The following is a 26036-nucleotide window of genomic DNA, read 5'->3' as shown; positions in this document are numbered from 1 at the left end:
CGAAAGTGGTGCGCATCCCAAGAAAGACGGCGAACAACTTGCTAGTCCGTAAATCAAGCCCGTAAACGCGCAGGCCGAAAGCAAGCTCTTTCGGACCTGCGTCGGGGTATGCGGTCACTTCATTTTTAGGGGAGGTACGAATGAAATCTTTATTTGAAAAGGAAGAACGGTACTGGAGCGGCAAGTTTGACGCAGATGATAGCCTGAGCTTCCTTCCATACAGTCAATCCTCCAAATTATTCGAGGGCGGGGAATCTGCGGCAGAGCCGGACTTGCTTCACCGTACTCTGCCGAGCGAACTCTCGGAGAGAATCATTGGCCTCGCCAGCGGTTCGGATTTGGCTCTGTACATGATTGTTTTGGCAGGAGTCAAAAGCCTGCTGTTCAAATATACCGGGCGGGACCAAGTGCTGGTCGGCATGCCTTCGTATAGCGCAGACCAGGGCGAGACGCCGCCGCATGACATCTTGGTGATCAAGACATCGGTAAGCAGCCAGACTACGCTGAAAACGCTGCTTGGGGGCATCAAAGGCTCCATCGGCGAGGCGCTGGAGCATCAGCACCTGCCTTTTCGAAAAATGGTGGAGCCGCTCCATCTGGACTATACGGGGCATGGCCTCCCGGTCGTCAACACCATCGCATCCTTCGCCCCGATTCATCCGGGACCGCTGGGTAACCGTGTGGCGGCTGATACCGTTTTTCGCTTCGACCGCCAAAACCACTCCATCGAGCTGGAAATAAGCTTTGACGGACAGCGGTACGAGCGGGCATTTATGGAGCAGGCGGCCGACCATCTTGTTCGGTTGCTGTCCATGCTTTTATTTCAGCCAGATCTGGAGCTTGGACAAGTCGATATGCTGTTCCCAGTCGAGAGGGAGATGCTGCTCAAGGGATTTAATGACACCGAAACCGAGTTCGAGCGGGGAAAAACGATTCATGGCTTGTTCGAAGAACAGGCGGAGCATCGCCCGGATAACGTGGCCGTCGTCATGAACGAGCGGCAATTGACCTACCGCGAGCTGAACGAGCGATCCAACCGCCTTGCGCGGAAGCTGCGGGAAAAAGGAGTAGAAGCAGACCAGCTGGTAGCGATTCTGGTCGAACGCTCGCTTGATATGGTCGTCGGCATTCTGGCAATTCTTAAAGCGGGTGGAGCCTTCGTGCCTGTCGATCCCGACTACCCGGAGGAGCGCATCCGCTTCATGATCGAGGATTCAGGTGCACCGTTATTGCTGACTCAAAAACATCTGCACGAGAAAACCGACTTTGAAGGAACACGCCTTGAATTAGACGATTTTGTTTGGGGCGATAGCGGGGCGGAATCCACTGGTGTGCTGGATGCTTCGAATCTGGAGCCGGCCAGCGGTCCGAATGATCTGGCTTATGTCATCTATACATCAGGTACGACGGGCAAACCCAAAGGGGTCATGCTGGAGCATCGTGGTTTGGTCAGTTTGAAGCTGATGTTCGCGGACAGGCTGGGCATCACGGAGCATGACCGGATCGTTCAATTCGCCAGCCTGTCATTCGACGCGTCCTGCTGGGAAGTGTTCAAAGCGCTCTATTTTGGCGCGACTTTGTACATCCCGACGGCCGAGACGATTCTCGACAACCGCCTGTTCGAGAGTTATATGAACGAGCATGCGATTACGGCGGCGATTTTGCCTCCGACGTACAGCGCATATTTGAACCCGGACCGCCTTCCCAGCTTAACGAAGCTTGTAACGGGAGGTTCGGCGGTATCGGCCGAATTTGTGCAGCAGTGGAAGGAGAAGGTCCACTATTTCAATGCTTACGGGCCTACCGAAGCTTCGATTGTTACAACGCTTTGGGATGCGGTTGAGCAGCAGCCAGAGCGCAGAGTTATTCCGATCGGGCGCCCGCTGTCCAATCACCGGATTTTCATTTTGGATGCCCACCTGCAGCTTGTGCCTCCTGGAGTGGACGGAGAGCTGTGCGTGGCAGGCGTGGGGCTTGCGAGAGGTTACCTGAACCAACCGGAGCTGACGGCAGAGAAATTTGTGGAACATCCGTTTGCGCCGGGAGAACGCCTTTACCGGACGGGAGATCTCGCCCGCTGGCTGCCGGACGGCAACATCGAATACCGGGGGCGGATCGATCATCAGGTGAAAATCCGCGGCTACCGGATCGAAATCGGCGAGATTGAAGAGCAGCTGCTGAAGATCGCCGCCATGCAAGAAACGGTGGTGCTCGCCCGCGACGACGCGAACGGCCATAAGCAGCTTGTCGCTTATTACGTTGCGGAAACGAGGCTGGCGGCGCATGAACTCAAGGAGCAGCTCGCCAAGCAGCTTCCAGGATATATGATTCCTTCGTACCTCGTGCAGCTTTCGCGGATGCCGCTGACCCCGAACGGGAAAATCGACCGCAAAGCGCTACCCGCGCCAGAGGAAGCCCCCACTGGAGGAACGGAATATGTCGCGCCGAGAACGCTGCTCGAGATGAAGATCGCCCGTGTCTGGCAGGATACACTTGGCATTTCACAGGTTGGCGTAAAGGATAACTTTTTTGAGCTGGGAGGCAATTCCTTAAGTCTGATTAGGCTCGTTCAAGCCGTTTACGATGAAACGGGCATCGAGATACCGCTGAATCGCCAATTCCATCATGTAACCGTTGAAGCCATGGCTTTTGGAGAGGAGGATCTGGGTCTGGATAAAGGGGGAGACTCCTTCATTAAGCTAAATAAAACAGGGGATCTGAACGTGTTCTGCTTCCCTCCAGGCAGCGGCTTCGGCATCGGTTACCGAGAGCTTGCAAGCAGACTAGACGGCCGATTCGTGCTTTACGGCATTGATTTTATCGACGATGTCATCGATTACGAGGCCATGCTGAACCGTTATGTGGATGAGATTGTTCGTATCCAGCCTGAAGGACCTTACGTGTTGCTCGGTTACTGCTTCGGAGGCAACCTGACGTTCGAGGTAGCCAAATCGATGGAAAGAAGAGGGTACTCCGTAACGGACATGCTCATGGTGGACTCGTGGATTAAGGACACACTCACACCTTATGAAACGTCTGAGAAAGAGCTTGAAGAGATGCTTGCGGATTTCGACGAAGAAGAGAAGGAATTAATGAGCAATCCGCTCGTACGGGAGCGTGTTCATCGGAAGATCAAAGCCACATTGACGTACGAAGCGCAGCTTATTAATTCAGGAACGATAACTGCCCGGATTTACGAACTGATTGCGAAGGACAGTGAAGCGTTCCGCCTGGAGCACCAGTTGCCGTCTTGGCAGAGGGCAACGACGCAAGCTTACGCCGATTACCGGCTGGAGGGCGCACACGAGGAGTTACTGGAACTCGCGCGCGTGGACGAAACGGCCGTTGTCATCCGTGACATCTTAGTGCAAATCAAGCAGCAGATCGAAGCGGAGGCAGGGGTCCTGCATGGGAGCTGACCAGCAGACGTCTGTTCAAGGACAAGGCACAGCGGCGCCTTCCAAGCGCCGAACCGCTTATGCCACCTGGAAAGCGTTCCGCTGGCTGATGTCCTATGTAAGCCGTCACAAAGGCTGGATGATCGTCGGTATCCTGTCCGCAATTGCCGCCGCGGTTATTGAGATATGGACGGGACGTCTGGTCGAGCAGCTGACCACACAGGCCGAGAATGGGGCGGGGCCTATCGTTCTGCAGATCGTGTACACGGTCTTTGTGGTCATCTTGATCGGTGTGCCGGCGAAGTTTTTCATGAGCTTTGGTGTGGAGCGAAGCAGTGCCTCTGCGGTGCAGGATATCCGCAACCATGTCATGCGTCATATCGGCAAACTCCCGGTCCCCTATTTGGAAAAGCAGCACTCCGGCGACGTGTTGTCGCGGATCAACAACGATCTGCAGCTCATCCAGCAATTTATGATTCGGGACCTCGCCCAGTGGTTTTATCATCCGCTATTATTTATCGGCTGTTTCGCTTATTTGATGTATCTCCAATGGGAGCTGATGCTGTACAGCCTGCTGTTATTTCCCGTAGCACTGCTGGTTTCCCAATGGATCGGCAAGCAGTTGGAACAGTTGACGGAGGAAGCCCAGGCGAACATGGGCCGAATGAACGTCAACCTCCAGGATACGCTTGGGGGGATGCCTATTGTAAAAAGCTACCTGCTATCCGGTATGTTATCTCGCTCCTACCAAGTGCTGTTGCAATTGACAGCTCAAAAAAAGCTGGCCGTGAAAAAGCGGGAAGCCTGGGTCAACCCGCTGCTTTCTACGCTGATGATTAGCCCGATCATTTTCGCCGTCAGTTACGGAAGCTATTTGATCTACAACGGGCAGCTAGGCGCGGGAGAACTGATCGCCTTCCTGTACTTGCTTAATCTGTGTCTGGAGCCGCTGGAGCATATTCCCGAGCTCATCACGCGCACGTTCGAAATGACCGGTGCCCTGAGAAGGGTCTCCGAAATCGTCGAGCAGCCGACCGAAACGGAAAATGGCCGTTTGCTTCCAAAAGCGAGCGCCGCCCCCATCCAGTTTCAGAACGTAACCTTCGGGTATGAAGAGAGTTCCCCGATTCTGCGGAATGTTAGCTTCTCGGTGCCGGAAGGCAAGACGATTGCACTTGTCGGAGCGAGCGGCGGAGGGAAGAGTACGGTGTTTAAGCTGGTATGCGGCTTTTATCCACTTCCGGAGGATCAGGGCGAGATCCGCGTGTTCGGAAGCCTGATCCACGGTGCAGATCCGGAGCAGCTTCGGTCGCATTTTTCCGTGGTAACCCAAGATTCATATTTGTTTAGCGGTACGATCGCCGAAAATATCGGCTATGGGCGGCAAGAAGCGTCGATGGACGAGATTATCGAAGCCGCCAAAGCCGCTCAGGCTCATTCTTTCATTATGCAGCTTGAGGACGGTTACCAGACGTATGTCGGAGAGCGCGGCGGGTTTTTGTCCGGTGGGCAACGCCAGCGCATTGCAATGGCTCGGGCGTTTCTGAAGGATGCTCCCGTTCTGCTGTTGGACGAGCCCACATCGGCACTTGATCCGGAGTCGGAAAGCGCGGTTCAGGAAGCGTTGGGCGTATTGATGAAGCAGAGAACGACCATGGTTATTGCCCACCGGCTTTCTACGGTACAAAACGCCGATGAAATTTGGGTTATGGAACAAGGAAGTATTGTCGAAAAGGGCACTCATGAACAATTGCTCGAGAGGAAGGGACTGTACGCCCAGTCGTATTACCAGGAGTTTACCGAGTCTGCCGAACGCAGGGAGGTGTCGTACACATGAAAAAGGGCGGAAGGCTATCACAAGTGAAAGAACTCGGCTACTTGCTGACGTTTATGAACCGCAAGCGCAAAACCCAGTACGCGATTGGCCTTGCTGTAACGGCGCTCACCCAGACATTGTTTCTGATCGCCTTCAGCTTGGTCGTACATAACTTGGTTGATTTCGCCGTGTCCCGAGATACGTCCCTGATGGTAGAAGCTTTTGTTATTTTGGGCGCGGCCCTGTTCCTGGAAAATATAATTTCTCCCTGGTTCATTTACTTATACCAGCGCAGTGTCGAGCTGACTGTGCTGAATATCCGCAAACGTCTTTATGACAAGCTGTGCCGGGTGCGGCCGAGATTCCTGGAGCAGAACCATCATGGGGACTTGCTGTCGCGAGTGAACAACGATGTAACGACCGTTGAGTTTACATTCTCGCAGGTTTACTTCGTTTTGCTGCTTCAAGTTGTCTTCTGCATCGGCTCCATTGTCTCTATGGCGGTGATCGATTGGCGGTTTGCTGGCGTATCCTTCGTCATTCTGCTGCTGTCTTCTCTGGTCAGCCTGAAATTTGCACGGGATATCCGCGCTTTGTCCGAGCAAGGCTTGCGTACGCTCGGTAAAATGACCGAAAAATTTAAAGATTTTATGGGCGGCATTCAAATTGTGAAGCTGTTTCGCATCCGCACGATTTACGGCCAGTACGAGGCGTTGAACGAGCAAATGACGCAAACGCTTCGGCAAACGGCGAAAAAGAACGGTATGCAGGCTGCGGTGAACCATTTTATCAGCTATGTCACGTTCTGCGGCATCATCGTCATCGGCAGTCTTCTTTATGCTTACGGATTGATGGGAATGGGAAGTGTCGCCGCTCTGGCAGTTTTGCAAGTGAATCTGACGCACGCCTTGTTGAACCTGGGGATGGTTCTGTCGATGACCCAAAATTCGCTCGCGGGCGCTCACCGGATTCAAGAGGTACTAAGTGAGGAAGAGGAACCGGAGCGTTTGGGATCTTCTCGTAGCGAGCTTGTATCGGAGGCTGCGGTGGAGTTTCGCGATGTGGAATTTTCCTATCAGGCGGATAAAAAGGTACTTGTCGACATGTCCATGCAAGTGTTTCCTGGTCAGGTCGCTGCGATTGTAGGAGCCAGCGGCAGCGGTAAAAGTACGCTGATTAAGCTGTTGCTCGGCTTTTATCCTGTGGACAGCGGAGATATCCTGCTTCAGGGTAAACCTTTCGGCCATTACACGCTGGAAGAAATCCGCAGGCAGATTGCATACGTTCCGCAGGAACCGTTTTTGTTTACCGGCACGATTGAGGAAAATATCCGCTATGGCAACCCGGATGCAACGGATGAAGAAGTGGTGGAAGCGGCCAAAGCGGCGTACGCTCACCATTTTATTCAGGAACTTCCTGAACAGTATAAAACGCCGGTGGGAGAGAGGGGAGCGTCATTGTCAGGTGGACAAAGGCAGCGAATTGCGATCGCCCGGGCGATTCTCAAAAACGCCCCGATTCTACTGCTGGACGAAGCGACTTCTGCATTGGATAACGAATCCCAGCATTGGGTACAGCAAGCTCTGAACGTATTGATGAAGGGGCGCACCACCATTCTGATTGCCCACCGTCTCAGCACTGTGGAACATGCGGATTTGATTACGGTCATGAATCAAGGAACGGTCGTGGAACGGGGCCGCCATCAGGAACTGCTGGCGCTCGGAGGTTACTACGCGCGGCTGTACGGCTAGACTCGCTTTTCGGCGGGCGGCTTCCTGCTGATATTCAGGTATAAAGCCTATCTACAAACAATCTCTAATACGGGAGTGTGTCGATGTGAGAGAGAATACGAACAAGCAATATGGATTAACGCAAGCCCAGCGCCGGATATGGTTCATGGAAATTATGAATCCGGGCACATCCATCACGATGCTTTCCGCGACCTACCAGATTACGGGCGAGATCGACACCAAGCTGCTTGAGCAAGCGGCGGCAGAGATTGTAAAAACCTATGACGCTTTCCGAATCCGCATTAGCGGGGATATGCAAAATCCAACGCAGTGGTTCGAAGAGCTGGAGAATGTCCAAACCAGGATAAGCCACCTCGAAATAGGCACAACCGAACAATTCTATGCTTGGGTGAAAGAAGTAACCGAAAAACCGGCGAGTGTGTTCGACGAACACCTCTATCAATTTACGATGATCCATTTTGCGAACGGCCAAGTATGGCTTAATTTGACTATAAATCATATCATCGCCGATGGCTTGTCCGTCACTGCTTTGCTGCATGCGGTGATGGAAAAATACCTGGAACTGCGCAATGGCATCTTCAGCAGTTACCAGGCCCCATCCTATCTGGATTATATTTCAACTGAGCATGAATATGAGCAATCGCAGCGTTATCAAAAAGGCAAGGAATATTGGCTAACCAAGTACAAGACTTTGCCTGAAACGAGCGGCATTAAATCAGTTCCGCCATTCTCGATTGGTAGCGAATCGAATAAACGTTCCATCACTTTGGATGGTTCCCGCTATGACCGCATTCTGGCTTTTAGCGAACAATATCAGGTTAGTTTATATACGTTATTTTTGTCCGCCATGTACGTCTTATTGTATAAGCTGACCGACAGCACCGATGTTCCAGTCGGCACGGTTTTTGCCAATCGCACGAGCAAGAAGGAAAAAGAAACGATCGGTATGTTCGTCAGCACCGTGGCTACGCGGATTAGTCTGAATCCAGTTGGGTCCGTGCTTTCCTTGATCCAAACCGTTTCCAAGGAAAATACGGCGGATCTGCGGCATCAGAAATATCCTTATAACCAATTGATTCAGGATTTACGCGAACAACACGGCCGCAACGATCTTTCGGAGTTGTTCCGCACGTCTCTGGAATATCTACCTTTGAAAATCGTGGAGTACGAAGAAATCAAGGTACGTCTGGAGGCTCACTTTGCTAGACACGAGATGGACGATCTACTGCTGCGCTTCGACCATATGCTGAATGAAGGCCATGTCATTCTCCATGCTTCCTATCGTACCGGCCTGTTCGAGACGACCGAGATTGATCGCATTATGGAACAGTATGTAACCGTTTTGGACCAGTTTCTTGAGACTCCGGAACTGCGGGTGAGCGAGATTTCTCTGTTGAGCGATGAGGAGAGACACCGTATTCTGGACGTGTTTAACCCGCCGGTGGCAGCACTGAGCGAGGGAATAGCGTTTCATCGGTATGTCGAAAAGTTTGCCCGAGACATTCCGGATCACCCGGCAGTTGTTTACATGGACAAAAAGCTGACTTACGGCGAATTGAACAAACGCGCTGAGCGGCTGGCTGCGCTCCTTCGTGAACAGGGCGTGGGAAGGGAGACGATTACGGGGATCTGGGCAGAGCGTTCGGTGGAACTTCTGGTCGGTGTGCTCGCCGTATGGAAAGCCGGCGGAGCTTATGTACCACTGGACCCCGATTATCCAGCGGAGCGGATTGAGTACATGCTCAGCGATAGCGAAGCATCGGTGCTGCTTACGCAGCGTCATCTGTTGGAGGGGGCCGGAGGTTGGCTGGCCGATGACCGGCTGAAGCTTCAAGCTGTCTATGCGATGGACGATGAACAGATGTATAACGGGGATACCTCAGCCGTGGAATTTGAATCTGCTGACAGTGCCCCACAAGACTTGGCTTATGTGATTTACACCTCCGGTACGACGGGACGTCCAAAAGGCGTCATGATCGAGCATGGTAGCCTCATGAATACGGCGGATGCGTACCGCCGTGAGTACCGGTTGGATCAGTTCCCGGTGCGGTTGCTGCAACTGGCGAGCTTCTCGTTTGACGTGTTCGTTGGAGACATCGCGCGGACGCTGTATAACGGAGGAACGATGGTAATTGTGCCAAAGGATGACCGGATTGATCCGAACCGCTTATACGGCTGGATTCGGGACCAAAACATTACGGTATTTGAATCGACACCTGCGCTTATCCTGCCGTTCATGCAGCATATTTATGAAGAAGGGCTGGACGTCAGCTCCATGCATTTGCTGATTACCAGCTCGGATGCTTGCAGTGTCACCGATTACCGAATGCTGCAGGAAAGATTCGGCGGACAATTCCGCATCATCAACAGCTACGGCGTTACCGAAGCGGCCATTGACAGCAGTTTTTACGATGAGCCGCTGGACAAGCTGCCATCGTTGGGTCATGTGCCGATCGGCAAAGCCTGGCTGAACGCCCGGTTTTACATTGTAGATGCCGGGTTAAAGCCGGTTCCTGTAGGGGTTCCGGGGGAGCTTGTCATCGGCGGCGCCGGGGTGGCGCGCGGGTATTGGAACCGTCCGGACCTAACCACCGAGAAGTTTGCAGACAGCCCGTTTGTGCCTGGAGAACGTCTGTATCGGACAGGAGATTTGGCCCGCTGGCTGGAAGACGGCAACGTTGACTTCATCGGCCGGATCGACTATCAGGTGAAAATTCGCGGGTTCCGGATCGAACTCGGCGAAATTGAAACGGTCCTGCTCAGTTTCGCGGGGGTCAAGCAGGCTGTGGTGACTGACCGTACGGATGAGCAGGGGCAAAAGTATTTGTGCGGTTACGTGGCGGGGGATGTTTCCTTGCAGCTGAGCGATCTGCTGTCCCAATTGAAACAAGAGCTGCCTGCCCATATGGTCCCGGCCCGACTGGTGTCTCTTGATCAGCTTCCGCTCACACCGAATGGCAAGATTGACCGTAAAGCGCTACCTGAGCCGACCGGAGAGATAGAAGCCGGCCGTGAGTATGTGGCTCCTCGCACAACGCTGGAAACAAGACTTGCTCTTATTTGGCAGCAGGTCCTAGGTATTGTGCGAGTTGGAGTCCAAGACGATTTCTTTGACCTGGGTGGTCATTCCTTGCGGGCCTCCGCGCTTGTTTCCAAGATTCGAAAAGAGCTGCAAGTCGAGGTTCCGCTGCGGGACGTTTTCCGCTACACCACGATCGAACAGCTTGCCCAAAGAATTAGCGGTTTAAAGCAGCAAGAAACGTATGAGATTACAAAGGCGGCAGAGACCGAGTACTATCCGGTTTCATCCGAGCAAAAGCGTCTGTACGTCCTGCGCCAGCTTGACGCGGCCGAGCGTAGCTACAATATGTCGGCGGCGCTTCTTCTCGAAGGCAAGCTGGACCGCACGCGTGTAGAGTACGCGTTCCGGGCGCTGATTCAGCGCCATGAGACGCTGCGTACCGGGATCGAGCAGGTTCAAGGCGAGCTTGTGCAGCGCATCTATGACGAGTTGGAGTTTGCTGTAGATTATTTCCAGGCGAGCGAGCGAGAAGTGGACCATGTGGTGGAAGCATACTATCACCCGTTTGATCTGACCAAGCCGCCACTTCTTCGCATCGGCCTGATCGAAGTCGCCGAGGATCGCCACATCCTGTTGTTCGATATGCATCACATCGTCTCGGATGGCATCTCGACAGCATTGCTTTTCGACGAGTTCAGCCGCCTGTATCGGGGTGAGGAGCTGGCTCCGTTGCGTATTCAATACAAAGATTATGCCGTTTGGCAGCATTCCGAAGCCTACGGGCAGTTGATCCAGCCGCAGAAGGAGTACTGGCTGGAACAGCTGTCGGGCGAGCTGCCTGTATTGGAACTTCCGACGGACTTCCCGCGGCCTGCGGTGCAAAGTTTTGACGGCCGGACCGTGAAGTTTGATATTGGGAAAGAACGGACGGAGAAGCTGAAAGAACTGGCCGCACGGACGGGCACGACCCTGTACATGGTGCTGTTGTCTGCTTACTCGATCCTTATGCATAAATACTCGGGTCAGGAAGATCTGATCGTGGGAACCCCGATTGCCGGAAGAACGCAGGAAGAAGTGCAGCCAATCGTAGGTATGTTTATCAACACGCTTGCCATTCGCAGCCATCCGGAGCGTTCCAAGCCGTACCTTAAGTACCTGGAAGAAATGAAGGAAATCACACTCGGGGCTTTTGAACACCAAAATTATTTGTTCGAAGATTTGGTGGAAAGTCTTCATATTCCGCGCGCGACCGGCCGGAATCCGCTCTTTGATACGTTCTTCTCTCTGCAAAATACGGAGAATGAGCAAATTGTCATCGAGGGGCTGGAGCAATCGTTTTATCCGTTGGAAAACCGAACGTCCAAGTTCGAGCTGCTTCTGGATATTTCGGAGCTGGATGGTCAGCTCGAATGCCGGTTGGAGTACGCTACGGCTTTGTATAAACAGGAGACCGCGGAGCGGTTCGCCAGACATTATGACAAGCTACTCGAAACTATCGCAACAGCGCCGGAAGGGGATATTGCTTCGCTGGAAATGCTAACCGAGCAGGAAATCCGTGAACTGGTGCGCGGTTTTAATGATTCGGAGGCAGACTACCCACGGCAGCAGACGATTCATGGCTTGTTCGAAGAGCAGGCGAAGCTTTACCCGGATAACGTGGCCGTCGTCATGAATGAGCGGCTGTTGAGCTACCACGAACTGAACGAGCGATCCAACCGCCTTGCGCGTAAGCTGCGGGAGACAGGAGTCGAAGCGGATCAGTTGGTAGCGATTCTGGCCGAACGTTCACTTGATATGGTCGTCGGCATTCTGGCGATTCTCAAAGCGGGCGGAGCCTACGTGCCTGTCGATCCCGACTACCCGGAGGAACGCATCCGCTTCATGATTGAGGATTCGGGCGCACCGTTATTGCTGATTCAAAAGCATTTGCATGAGAAGACCGATTTCGCAGGAACGCGCCTTGAATTGGACGATTTCGTTTGGGGCGACAAAGGGGCGGACTCCGCTGATGCACTGGACGATTCGAATCTGGAACCAATTTCTGGCCCGGGTAACTTGGCTTATGTCATCTACACATCGGGAACGACCGGCAAACCCAAAGGCACGTTGATTGAGCATAAAAACGTCGTGCGCCTTTTGTTCAACGACAAGAACCTGTTCGACTTTGGGCCGTCCGACACGTGGACGTTATTCCACTCGTTCTGCTTCGATTTCTCCGTCTGGGAGATGTACGGAGCACTTCTGAATGGAGGAAAGCTGGTTATCGTACCGCCACTTACGGCGAAAAATCCAGCCGAGTTCTTGGCACTGCTGAGCCGCGAACGGGTCACGATTTTGAACCAGACGCCAACATATTTCTACCAACTGCTGCGTGAGGTTTTAGCGGACCATCCGTACAATCTGCGGATTCGCAACGTCATCTTTGGCGGCGAAGCACTCAGCCCGCTGTTGCTCAAGGGTTTCAAGACGAAGTACCCGGAGACAAAGCTGATCAATATGTACGGTATTACCGAGACGACGGTTCACGTGACGTATAAGGAAATTACATGGATCGAGATGGAGGCGGCAAAGAGTAATATCGGCAAGCCGATCCCGACGCTGAGCGTGTATGTTCTGGATGAAAACCGTCGTCCTGTTCCGATCGGCGTAGCAGGCGAAATGTACGTGGCCGGTGAAGGCCTGGCAAGAGGATACCTGAATCGACCGGATTTGACGGCGGAAAGGTTCGTTGATTCCCCGTTTGCGGAGGGGGAAAAACTGTATCGCTCAGGCGACTTGGCGGCATGGCTACCGGACGGCAACATTGAATACCTCGGCCGGATCGACCATCAGGTCAAAATCCGCGGGTACCGGATCGAGCTGGACGAAATCGAGACGCAACTTCTGAACGTGGAGGGCGTGGAAGAAGCGGTGGTGCTCGCCCGTCAGGACAACGAGGGAGAGAAGGCACTTGTTGCCTACTTTGTTGCAGACCGGACGCTGACAGTCAGCGAAATGAGAACCTCGCTGGCACAGGGAATGCCGGGATACATGATCCCGTCGTATTTCGTGCAGCTGGAGCGCATGCCGCTGACATCTAACGGCAAAGTGGACCGCAAAGCGCTGCCGGAGCCGCAAGGTAGCTTGCAAACAGGCGTCGAATACGTAGCCCCTAGTAACCTTACGGAGTCCCAGCTTGTGAAGATCTGGGAGGAAGTGCTGGGCAACTCCGGCATTGGAGTCCTGGACAATTTCTTTGAGCTCGGAGGGCATTCCTTGCGGGCGACAAACCTTGTCAGCAAGATTCGGAAGGAAATGAACGTTGAACTTCCGCTGCGCGATGTGTTCCGCTATATGACGGTAGAATCGATGGCCGGGGCTATTGCCAGCTTGGAAGAATCAGAGCACAGCTCGATTCCAAAAGCGGAAGAGAAAGCGTACTATCCAGTTTCCTCTGCGCAAAAAAGGCTGTATGTCCTGCACCAGCTAGATAGCTCGGAGCTGAATTACAACATCCCGAGCGCCTTGCAATTGAAAGGGAATTTGAACGAGGCCAAAATGGAAAAGGCGCTGACTACTTTGGTGGCCCGGCACGATATGCTGCGCACCGGTTTTGAAATCGTGAATGGAGAGCCGGTTCAGCGTATTCATCCGCTCGTAGATTTCAAGGTCGAGAAGCTTCAAGCAAGCAAAGATCAGGTCGCGGCCATTCTGGAAGGCTTCATTCAGCCTTTTGACTTGACCCAGGCGCCTTTGCTGCGCGCCCTGCTGATCATACTTGAGAAAGAGAAATTCCTGCTTGCGCTGGATATGCATCATATTGGTTCCGACGGTCTTTCCATGGACGTGCTACTACGCGAATTTGTGGGGCTTTACAATGGGGAAGAATTGCCGGAGCTGCGGATTCAATACAAGGATTACGCCGTTTGGCAGCAATCCGACGAGCAATGTCAGCGTATCAAACGGCAGGAGGAATACTGGCGCGGGGTATTCAGATCCGAGCTTCCGGTTCTTGAGCTGCCTCTTGACTTTTCCCGCCCAGCCGTCCGACAGTTTGACGGTCAAACGCTCACGTTTGCGCTGGATGCGGAGAAAAGCGAAGCTCTAAAACGGCTTGCCGGAGATTCGGGGGCGACGCTGTACATGCTTCTGCTGGCTGCTTACTCCGTATTGCTTCATAAATACGCGGGACAGGAAGATATCGTAGTCGGCACTCCGATTGCCGCTCGTTCTCACGCCGACCTACAACCGATTATCGGCATGTTTGTAAATACGCTGGCCCTTCGCTTGGGTCCGACGGCAGAACAGATGTTCCTGGATTACTTGCAGGATGTGAAGGAAACAACGCTTGGAGCCTACGAGCACCAGGACTATCCGTTCGAGGAGCTGGTAGAAGCTCTTCAGGTGAGCCGGAATTTAAGCCGGAATCCGCTGTTTGACACCATGTTTTCTTTGCAAAAGCACGAAAGTCTGGATTTAGCCCTGGAAGGCTTGCAATGGTCGCTGTTTGACATCGAGGAAAAGAGAGCAAAGTTTGATCTTAGCCTGGATATCGTGGAAGAGGGTAACGAGCTGGTTTGCAAGATCGAGTACGCTACCTCGTTGTTTAGACAGGAAACGATGGTACGGCTGGCGGGTCATTACGAGCAGCTTTTGGCATCGATCCTAGCTCAGCCGGGTGCGAGGATCTCGGATTTGAACATCTTGAAGGACAGCGAAAAGCATGATTTACTGGTCGGGTTTGCCGTGTCGTCTTCGGCTCTAGCGAAGCAATCCGCCTCAGAGGGTCCAGGCTTGGAAGCGGATGAGTCGTGGAGAGAGAGAACGATCCACGAGCTGTTCGAGGAGCAAGCAGAGCGAACGCCGGAGCAGGTGGCCGTTGTCTATGAGGACAGCCGCCTGACTTACCGGGAGTTGAACGAGCGGGCGAACCGGCTGGCGCGATCCTTGCGTGCCTCTGGCGCGCAGGCCGATCAGCCGATCGCGATCATGGCCGAGCGCTCGCTGGAGATGATTGTCGGCATCTATGCGATCTTGAAGGCCGGGGGCGCCTACGTGCCGATCGACCCGCAATTCCCGCAGGAGCGTATCCGCTACATGCTCGAAGATTCGTGCGCTAGGCTGCTGCTGATTCAGAGCCATTTGCGGGAAAGCGCGTCATTTGCCGGGACCGAGCCACTTGGTGGTCTATCGCTCGTCGATCTGAACGATCCATCCGCGTATGATGAAGACGGCTCGAACCTGGAGCCGGCGAGCGGACCGGAGCACTTGGCCTACGTCATTTACACATCGGGCTCGACAGGCAAGCCCAAAGGCGTCATGGTGGAGCACCGTCCGGTGATCAACCGGCTGCTGTGGATGCAGAATGCATACCCGATCGACTCCAGGGATACGATTCTGCAAAAGACGGCGATCACCTTCGACGTTTCCGTGTGGGAGCTGTTTTGGTGGGCTTGGACGGGGGCCAAAGTTTGCTTGCTGCCGCCGGGCGGAGAGAAGAATCCCGAGACGATTCTGGACACGATCGAACGGCAAGCCGTCACCACGATGCACTTTGTGCCGTCGATGCTGCACGTCTTCCTCGAATATGTCGAGCGTCAGCCGAGCGAAGATCTGGGTAACAAGCTGTCTTCGCTGAAACGGGTGTTTGCAAGCGGGGAAGCGCTGGCGACGTCGCATGTGAGCCGGTTCTGGCAGTGGATTTCGTCATCCGTGAATCAAGCGCAGCTGATCAACCTTTATGGGCCTACGGAAGCGACGGTTGATGTCTCGTACTACGATTGCGGACCGGAAGAGGCGAATGTATCGGTGCCGATCGGCAAGCCGATCTCGAACATCCGGCTGCATATTGTCAAGGAAGGGACGACAGCGCTGCAGCCGGTCGGCGTGCCGGGCGAGTTGTGCATCGCGGGCGAAGGTCTGGCTAGAGGCTACTTGAACCGTCCCGAGCTGACCGCGGAGAAATTCGTAGAGTGTCCGTTTGCGCCGGGCGGGCGGATGTACCGGACGGGCGATCTGGCCAGATGGCTGCCGGACGGCAACATCGAGTATATGGGCCGGATCGACCATCAGGTGAAAATCCGCGGGTACCGGATCGAACTCGGCGAAGTGGAGGCGCAGGTCCTGAAAGCGGCGTCCGTCCAAGAGGGGGTTGTCATCGCCAGAGAGGACGAAGCCGGTCAGAAGCAGCTCTGCGCGTACTTCGTGGCGGACAAGCCGCTTGCGGCGAGCGAGCTGCGAAGCGCGCTGGCGGAGGATCTGCCTGCGTACATGATTCCGTCCTACTTCGTGCAGCTGGAGCGGATGCCCCTCACACACAGCGGGAAGCTCGACCGCAAGGCGCTGCCCGCACCGGAAAGCAGTATGCTCGTTGGAACGGAATACGTGGCGCCCCGGACGGCGGCGGAGCAGACGTTGGTTGCGGTGTGGCAAAAGGTGCTGGGAACGGGTCGTCCGATCGGCGTGATGGACAATTTCTTCGAACTCGGCGGGGATTCAATTAAATCGATCCAGGTGTCGTCCAGGCTACATCAGGCCGGGTACAAGCTGGAAATTAAGCATTTGTTCAAATATCCGACCGTAGCGGAATTAAGCCCGTATCTCCAGTCGGTCTTAAGACGCGCCGATCAGGGGGCAGCAACGGGAGAGACGGGGCTGACGCCGATTCAGCGCTGGTTCTTCGAGCAGTCGTTCGCCGAGCTGCACCACTTTAACCAGGCGGTGATGCTGTACCGGGAGGAAGGCTATGACGAAGCGGCGCTTCGTCAGGCCGTGCGGAAGCTGGCCGAGCATCACGATGCGCTGCGCCTCGTCTTCAGCCGGACCGAGAGCGGGTATGCGGCATGGAACCGGGGCATCGCGGAAAGCGATGGCGAGCTCTACAACCTGGAAGTGATCGATTTCCGTGGAATGACGGACTGCGCGCAGGCGATCGAAGCCAAGGCGAACGAGCTTCAGCGCAGCATTGACCTGCAGGCAGGGCCTTTGCTGAAGCTCGGCTTGTTCCGCTGTACGGATGGAGATCATCTGCTGATCGCGATCCACCACTTGGTCGTAGACGGCGTATCCTGGCGGATTCTGCTTGAGGATTTTGCTGTCGGCTATGAGCAGGCGCTGCAAGGGCAGCTGATCCGTCTGCCGCTCAAAACGGATTCATTCCAAACGTGGGCGAAACAGCTCGCTGATTATGCGAACGGTCCGGCGATGGAAAGCGAGAGAGCGTATTGGCAGCATCTCGAGCAATTGACCTATGAGCCGCTTCCAAAAGATTTTGAACAAGGCACATCCAAGCTGAAGGACAGCGGGCTCGTGACCGTCCGCTGGACGGCGGAGGAAACCGAACAGCTGCTGAAGCAGGCACACCGTGCTTACCATACGGAAATGAACGATTTGCTGCTTGCCGCGCTTGGCCTCGCGGTACAAGCTTGGAGCGGTCGGGAACGCGTGCTGGTGAATCTCGAAGGCCACGGTCGGGAAGAACTTTTGCCGGATGTGGACATTACGCGGACGGTAGGCTGGTTTACAAGCCAATTCCCTGTCGTTCTGGAGCCGGGTCACGTCCAGGCGCTCGGTCATCAGGTGAAACAGGTGAAAGAAAACTTGCGCCGCATTCCGAACAAAGGAATCGGCTACGGCATCCTGCGTTATTTGTCGGCGCCGCATGACGGCGAGCGCTTTGCTTTAGAGCCGGAGATCAGTTTCAACTATCTGGGTCAGTTCGACCAGGATTACGAAAGCAGCGGCTCGCAGCCGTCTCCGTTCAGTCCGGGCTCCGATTCAAGCCCGAATGCTGTGATGAATTATGTCCTCGATATCAACGGTATGGTATCGGAAGGCGTGTTGGAACTTACGATCCGTTATGGGGAAACCCAGTATCAACGGGAGACGGTTGAGCGCCTGGGCACCCTGCTTCAATCGAGTTTGCTTGAAGTCATCAGCCATTGCGTATCGAAAGAGCGGCCGGAGCTTACGCCTAGTGACGTACTGCTTCAAGATGTGACGGTGGAGGAACTGGAGCGGCTGTCAGAACATACGACGGCACTCGGCGAACTGGAGAATGTATACACCCTTACTCCGCTGCAAAAAGGGATGTTGTTCCACAGCTTGCTGGATGCCGATTCGGAAGCCTACTTCGAACAGGTGACCTTCGATCTGTATGGAAGCCTGAATGTGGAAGCCTTCACCCGCGGATTGGATACGCTGGTACAGCGAAATGAGGCGCTGCGGACCAATTTTATTACCGGCTGGAGAGACGAGCCGATTCAAGTGGTATTCCGCGAGCGGAAGTGTGAAGTGTACTTTGAAGATATTCGCTCGGCAAGAGATGAACACCCGGAGAAGACGATAGCCGATTTTGTCAGCGCGGATAAAGCGAACAAGTTCAATTTGGCCCAAGGCTCTCTGATGCGCGTTACAGTTTTGCGTACGGGCGACGAGTCCTACCAAGTGATCTGGAGTCACCATCACATTTTGTTGGACGGCTGGTGCATGTCCTTAATGATCAAGGAAGTGTTCGACACCTACTTCGCGTTCCAGGAGCAACGGACGCTGGAGCTTCCTCCGGTTACCTCGTACTCTCGGTATATCGAATGGCTGGAAGCTCAAGATGCCGCGAAAGCTTCGCGTTACTGGTCCGAGTATTTGGCGGGTTATGATCAGCAGACCAAGCTGCCTCGGGAGAAAACAGGGCTGAAGCAGGGCACTTTTGAAGCAGCTGAGATCGATGTGGAACTCAGCAAGGAACTGACTGGGCAAATCGAGCGGGTGGCGCGCCAGCATCAGGTGACGCTTAATACATTCATGCAGACCGTATGGGGACTGGTTCTGCAGGTATACAACAACAGCGAAGATGTTGTATTTGGCTCCGTCGTATCCGGGCGTCCGGCGGAGATTCCGGGTATCGAAAGCATGATCGGTCTGTTTATTAATACGATCCCCGTCCGTATTCAAGGTAAAGCCGAGGAGACGGTAGCTGATATTTTGAGAAAAACCCAGGATCAAGCGCTGACATCGGGAGCTTACGAAACGTTCCCGCTCTTCGAAATTCAGTCGCTGAGCGAGCAAAAGAGCGACTTGATCAACCATATTATGGTCTTTGAAAATTATCCGATGGAAGAACAGATTGAGCAGGTTGTCGGCGGAGGACAAGAAGCGCTGAAAATCGCTAATATCCAATCGCCGGAACAAACGAACTACGATCTGGACATTACCGTCATTCCGGAAGAGCATATTTTGCTGCGGTTTACGTACAATGCACTGACATTTAGAGAGCAAGACATCAGGCAGATCCACGGTCATTTTGCCCGTGCATTGGAGCAGGTTGCGGCTAATCCGAATGTTCGTGTACATGAGTTAGAGCTTTTGACGGCAGCGGAAAAAGAAGAAATTGTCGGCGTGTTTAATCCGGTGCAGCCGGAAATGGCTCCAGTGGCAGCGTTCCATCGACTGTTCGAGCAACAGGCGGAGCGCATACCGGAAGAGGAAGCTGTCGTGTACGAGAACGATCGGCTGACGTATGCGGAGTTGAACGAGCGGGCGAACCGCCTGTCGGCAACGCTGCGTGCAAATGGCATCGGCCGGGAGTCAATCGTTGGCATTCTCGCCGAGCGTTCGGTGGACTTGCTGGTGGCCGTAATGGCCGTCTGGAAAGCGGGAGGGGCGTATGTACCGCTTGACCCGGATTATCCGGCGGACCGCGTGCGGTTCATGCTGGAAGACAGCGGAGCGAAGGTACTACTGACACAAACGCTGCTGCGAGAGCGTGCGGAATCCTGGCTCGGCGAAGAGGAACTAGCACTGGAGACGGTGCTGTATCTTGACGACGAAACGTCATACAGCGAAGACCGAGCGAATGCACTGATGGACTTCGGCCAAGGCTCCAGCAGTGCTCCCAATCCAGTCAACGGCAAGCTAACGGGTGCTGTGAACGACCGTAATGAGAGTCACCCAAATGATGTTGATGTTGTCGGTATAGGCAGCTTCCATGAAGCCTGTCCGGAGGATCTGGCGTACGTCATCTACACGTCGGGAACGACGGGCAAGCCAAAAGGCGTGATGATCGAGCACCGCAGCCTGGTGAACACGGCAGCGGGTTACCGACGGGAATACCGGTTGGATCAGTTCCCGGTAAGGCTGTTGCAACTCGCCAGTTTCTCGTTTGACGTGTTCGTGGGTGATATCGCGCGGACGCTGTACAACGGAGGGACCATGGTGATTGTACCGAAGGACGACAGGATTGATCCGTCTCGTCTGCACTACTGGATAGAACGGGAGCAAGTGTCGATCTTTGAATCAACGCCGGCACTGATCGTGCCGTTCATGGAATACGTGCATGAGCAGGGACTAGAGTTAAGCAGTATGGAGCTGTTGATTACAAGCTCGGACAGCTGCAGTGTGGCAGATTACCGGACCTTGCAGGAACGGTTTGGTTCGTCGTTCCGCATCATCAACGCCTACGGCGTGACGGAAGCGGCAATTGACTCCAGTTTCTATGATGAGGAGTTGGCGAAGCTGCCGCAGACAGGCCATGTACCGATTGGCAAAGCGTGGTTGAATGCGAAGTTTTACATCGTGGATGCGTACCTGAACCCGGTGCCGGTCGGTGTGTTGGGCGAATTGGTTATCGGCGGATTCGGTGTGGCGCGCGGGTACTTGAACCGTCCAGAGCTGACGGAAGAGAAGTTTGTAGACAGTCCTTTCACTGCGGGTGAGCGGTTGTATCGCACGGGAGATTTGGCGCGGTGGATGGAGGACGGCAACGTGGACTTCATCGGGCGGATCGATAACCAGGCGAAAATCCGGGGTTACCGGATCGAGACGGGCGAAGTCGAAGCAAAGCTGCTGAGTGTAGGTGGCGTGAAGGAAGCGGTCGTTGTTGTCAGGGAAGATCAAGAAGGGCAGAAAGCGTTGTGCGCTTATTATACAGTGGAAGAAGGCTTGACGGCGGCAGATTTGAAACGGGCGATCTCCAGCGAGCTACCGGGATACATGATTCCGTCGTACTTCGTCGAACTGGAGCAATTGCCTCTAACGCCGAATGGGAAAATTGACCGGAAGGCGCTACCAGCGCCGGCAGGGGGAGCAGGCGGAGGCTGCGATTACGTGGCGCCGCGCACCGAACTGGAGGCAAAACTGGCCGCCATTTGGCAGGAGGTACTTGTTCGGGATAAGGCGGTAGGCGTAACGGACAACTTCTTCGACCTCGGAGGACACTCCCTGCGGGCGACAACACTTGTCAGCAAAATGCATAAGGAGCTGGGCGCCCAATTCCCGCTTCGCGACGTATTCCGCTACTCGACAGTTGAGGAAATGGCTGTGGCTATGGAGCATTTGGAGATCGGCTCGTTTATGGCTATTCCGGCTGCGGAACCTAGCGAGTATTATCCGCTCTCTTCTGCGCAGAAACGTCTCTATATCTTGAACCAGCTGGAAGGAGGCGAGCTGAGCTACAATATACCGGGAGCTATGCTGCTCAAAGGGCAGCTCAACCGGCAGCGGTTTGAAGAAGCGTTCCGCGAGCTTGTAGCTCGTCATGAAACGCTGCGTACCAGCTTTGAGATGGTTGAAGGCGAAGCGGTTCAGCGGATTTACGAAGAAGTCACCTTCCAGGTGGAATATGTGCAGATCAGCGGGGAGCAGGCGGAAGAAACGGTGCGCCAATTTGTTCGTGCGTTTGATCTAGCGAAGCCGCCACTTCTGCGGGTGGGCATTGCCGAACTCGCGCCGGACCGGCACATCCTGATGTTCGATACACATCATATCGTATCGGACGGCGTTTCAATGGACGTACTGATCGAAGAGTTTGTGCACTTGTACAGCGGGGAGCCGCTCAAGCCACTCCGCATTCAGTACAAAGATTATGCAGTATGGCAGCAATCGGACGAGCAGAAAACGCAACTTGCCAAGCAGGAAGCCTACTGGATTGACATGTTCCGCGGAGAACTGCCAGTTCTGGAAATGCCAACGGACTATCCGCGCCCGGCTATGCAGAGCTATGAGGGCCGCACGCTGCAATTGTTTATGAATATTGAGAAAAGCGAAGGTCTGAAACGGCTTGCAGCTGAAAACGGCGCAACGCTTTACATGGTTCTGCTTGCGGCATATAACGTGCTTCTGCATAAATATTCAGGTCAGGAAGACGTGGTGGTAGGTACGCCGATTGCGGGCAGAAATCATAGCGACGTTCAACCGCTGATCGGGATGTTCGTTAATACTTTGGCCATCCGAAGTTACCCGGCTGCCGGTAAAACGTTCCTTGACTACTTGAAGGAGATCAAGGAGACAACGCTGAGTGCTTTTGAACATCAGAATTATCCGTTTGAGGAACTGGTGGATAAGGTAAACGTGGCTCGTGATCTACGCCGTCATCCACTGTTCGATACGATGTTTGCTTTGCAGAATACAGAAAATGTGGAAATCCAGCTTCCGGGACTGCATTTGTCGACGTATGCCAGCGAAGAAATTGTTTCCAAATTCGATCTCAGCTTGGACGTTACGGAGATTGAGGACGGCTTGGAATATCTGTTTGAATACGCCACAGCTCTATACAAAACCGAAACGGTGGAGAAATTGGCTGTTCACTACTTGCAGCTGCTTGAATCCATTCTCTGCAACCCGTCGGCGACTATTGCCGAGCTGAACTTGTTAACGGCAGAGGAAAAAGAGCAGATTGTCGGCGCGTTTAACCCTGCGCAACCGGAAGAGGCTCTTATGGCAGCGTTCCATCGACTGTTCGAGGAACAGGCGGAACACACGCCGGAAGCTGAAGCTGTCGTTTACGAAAACGATCGGCTGACGTATGCGGAGCTGAACGAGCGGGCGAACCGCCTGTCGGCCACGCTGCGCACAAGCGGCATCGGCCGGGAGTCAATCGTTGGCATTCTCGCCGAGCGTTCGGTGGACCTGTTGGTGGCCGTGCTGGCCGTCTGGAAAGCAGGCGGGGCGTATGTACCCCTCGACCCGGATTATCCGGCAGACCGTGTGCGGTTCATGCTCGAAGACAGCGGAGCGAAGGTGCTGCTGACGCAAACGCCGCTGCGAGAGCGTGCCGAAGCCTGGCTCGGTGAAGAGGAACTGGCACTGGCGACGGTGCTGTATCTCGACGACGAAACGTCATACAGCGAGGAACGAAGCAATGTGCCAATGGACTTTGGCCAAGGCTCCAACAGTGCTCCCGATCGAGTCAACGGCAAGCTAACGGGGGCTGTGAACGGTGGTGGCGAGAGTCATCCAAATGATGTTGATGTTGTCGGTATGGACAGCTTCCATGAAGCCCGTCCGGAGGATCTGGCGTACGTCATCTACACGTCGGGAACGACGGGCAAGCCAAAAGGCGTGATGATCGAGCATCGCAGCCTGGTGAACACGGCAGCGGGCTACCGACGGGAATACCGGTTGGATCAGTTCCCGGTGCGACTGCTGCAACTCGCAAGCTTCTCGTTTGATGTTTTCGTGGGCGATATCGCACGCACGTTGTATAACGGAGGCACCATGGTCATTGTACCGAAGGACGACCGGATTGATCCGTCTCGTCTGCACCACTGGATAGAGCAGGAGCAAGTGACGATCTTTGAATCAACACCAGCACTGATCGTGCCGTTTATGGAATACGTGCATGAGCAGGGGCTAAAGTTAAGCGGTATGGCGCTGTTGATCACAAGCTCGGACAGCTGCAGTATAGCGGATTACCGTACCTTGCAGGAGCGGTTTGGCTCGTCGTTCCGCATTATTAACGCCTACGGTGTGACGGAAGCGGCAATTGACTCCAGTTTCTATGACGAGCAGTTGGAGAAACTGCCGCAAACAGGCCATGTGCCGATTGGCAAAGCGTGGTTGAATGCGAAGTTTTACATCGTGGATGCACATCTGAATCCCGTACCCGTCGGTGTGCTGGGCGAGCTGGTCATCGGCGGCGTTGGCGTAGCACGTGGGTACTTGAACCGTCCAGAGCTGACGGAAGAGAAGTTTGTAGACAGCCCTTTCACCGCGGGTGAGCGGTTATATCGCACGGGAGATTTGGCGAGGTGGATGGAGGACGGAAACGTGGATTTCATCGGCCGGATCGACAATCAAGCGAAAATCCGGGGCTACCGGATCGAAACGGGTGAGATTGAGTCGCAGCTGCTGCGGGTGGTAGGTATACGCGAAGCGGTGGTGCTGGTTCGAAGTGATGCGAACGGGCAAAAGGCACTGTGCGCATACTACACAACGGATATCGAACTGACGGCGGCCGACCTGAAACGAGCGATCTCCAGCGAGCTGCCAGGTTATATGATCCCGTCGTACTTTGTGGAGCTGGAGCATTTACCTCTGACACCAAACGGGAAAATCGACCGGAAAGCGCTGCCGGCGCCGGAAGAGGGAGCAAGTGCAGGGCGCGAATACGTGGCGCCGCGCACCGATCTGGAGACGAAACTGGTCTCCATCTGGCAGGACGTGCTTGGGTCAGTTACGATTGGTGTGACGGACAACTTCTTCGACCTCGGCGGTCATTCGCTGCGGGCGACGACGCTGGTCAGCAAGGTGCACAAGGAGCTGCACGTGGACCTGCCACTGCGCGATGTATTCCGGTACTCGACTATTGAAGCGATGGCTGAAGTGATTAGCCGATTGGAGCAGCAGGAGTTTCTTTCCATTCCGGTTCTGGATAAAAGGGAGTATTATCCGCTTTCCTCTGTGCAAAAGCGGCTGTACATCCAGCAGCAGATGGAAGGGGCCGAGCTTAGTTACAACATGTCCGGCATGACGGTTCTCGTCGGGCGCTTGGAGCGGAATCAATTCGAGGCGGCGCTCAAAGGATTAATCGCTCGTCACGAAGTTTTGCGAACCGGCTTCGAAATGGTCGACGGCGAACCGGTACAACGGATTTATTTGGACTTGGAGTTTGCCGTCGAGTATACAAAGGCGACGGAAAGTGAAACGAAAAGCATTGCGGATGCCTTTGTACGTGTCTTTGATTTGGAGCAGCCGCCGCTGCTGCGTGTGGGCTTAGTTGAATGGGAAGCGGAACGTCATCTGCTTATGCTGGACATTCATCATATCGTCACGGATGGCATGTCGATGGGTATCTTCATCGAAGAGCTGCTACGCCTGTATAACGGTGAGACGCTGGAACCGCTTCGGATTCAATACAAGGAATTTGCCACTTGGCAGCAGTCCGAACCTGTAAAAGAACGGCTGAAACGCCAGGAAGCCTACTGGCTGGACATGCTGGAAGGTGAACTGCCAACGCTTGAGCTACCTACGGACTTTGTCAGACCTGCCGCTCGCAGCTTTGAGGGAGATGTGCTGCCTTTCAGTATCGACAAGCAGATGACTGACAACTTGCAGCGCATTGCCGATGAGAACGGTGCTACCCTATATATGGTGTTATCGGCGGCCTATTCAATCCTGCTCAGCAAGTACTCGGGACAAGAAGACTTCATTGTAGGCACACCGGTTTCAGGCCGCACACATGCCGACCTGGAGCCGCTCATCGGAATGTTTGTCAACACGTTGGCGATTCGTCATTATCCATCCGGGGAGAAGACGTTCCTTGCTTACTTGAACGAAGTCAAAGAAACGATGCTGGGGGCCTACGACCACCAGGATTATCCGTTTGAAGAGCTTGTGAAAAAGCTGCAGGTGCCGCGAGATCAAAGCCGCAATCCTGTATTTGATGTCATGTTTGCGCTGGAAACGAAGGAAGATAACGTTCAAAGCTTCGGGGATATCCAGATCGAATCTTATCCGGAAACGCATGCGGTTGCTCAATTTGACCTTACCTTGGTCATTTCGTTGCTGGATGAGGGAATGAACGGGCAGTTTGAATATGCTACCAAGTTGTTTACGCGCAATCTGATCGACAATTTCGCTCAGGACCTGCTCGTGATCATCACCCAAATTGGCGAACAGCCTTCGGTGCTGCTCAAGGATATTTCCCTGAACGGGCAATCCGAACAGGAGCAAGATGAGCTAGAGGCTATTGATATTATTTTCTAATTCTTAGAAGTAATTGCCAATTGTTGCAGACGAGTTTAAAGTCAAGTCATAGAAGCCGAGTGAAGTCAGGATCATATTCCTGAGTTCATTCG

General features: G+C 54.1%; 4 protein-coding genes. All 4 read left to right on the top strand.

Going from position 1 to position 26036, the window contains the following annotated elements:
- Positions 1 to 140: 140 nt before the first annotated feature.
- The 4 genes from MHH25_RS26920 (at position 141) to MHH25_RS26905 (ending at position 25944) form a co-directional block, all read left to right on the top strand.
- The gene (locus MHH25_RS26920; RefSeq protein WP_036606739.1) at positions 141 to 3419 is read left to right on the top strand and encodes a non-ribosomal peptide synthetase; all 3279 of its coding nucleotides are present in this window, start codon (positions 141 to 143) and stop codon (positions 3417 to 3419) included.
- Positions 3409 to 5235: an ABC transporter ATP-binding protein gene (locus tag MHH25_RS26915; RefSeq protein WP_036606741.1), complete on the top strand. Its 1827-nt coding sequence runs from the start codon at positions 3409 to 3411 to the stop codon at positions 5233 to 5235. The genes MHH25_RS26920 and MHH25_RS26915 overlap by 11 nt, the downstream gene beginning before the upstream one ends.
- Complete coding sequence (locus MHH25_RS26910; protein WP_036606743.1) at positions 5232 to 6965, top strand: ABC transporter ATP-binding protein; 1734 nt, start codon at positions 5232 to 5234, stop codon at positions 6963 to 6965. The genes MHH25_RS26915 and MHH25_RS26910 overlap by 4 nt, the downstream gene beginning before the upstream one ends.
- Positions 6966 to 7050: 85 nt before the next feature.
- Positions 7051 to 25944, top strand: coding sequence for a non-ribosomal peptide synthase/polyketide synthase (locus MHH25_RS26905; protein ID WP_340018591.1), 18894 nt, complete (start codon positions 7051 to 7053; stop codon positions 25942 to 25944).
- The last annotated feature ends 92 nt before the right edge of the window (positions 25945 to 26036 follow it).

It is taken from the genome of Paenibacillus sp. FSL H3-0457, from assembly GCF_037981725.1.
Lineage (GTDB): Bacteria > Bacillota > Bacilli > Paenibacillales > Paenibacillaceae > Paenibacillus > Paenibacillus amylolyticus.
The sequence above is the reverse complement of the archived record's forward strand: the minus strand, read 5'-3'. Positions and strand labels throughout refer to the sequence as shown.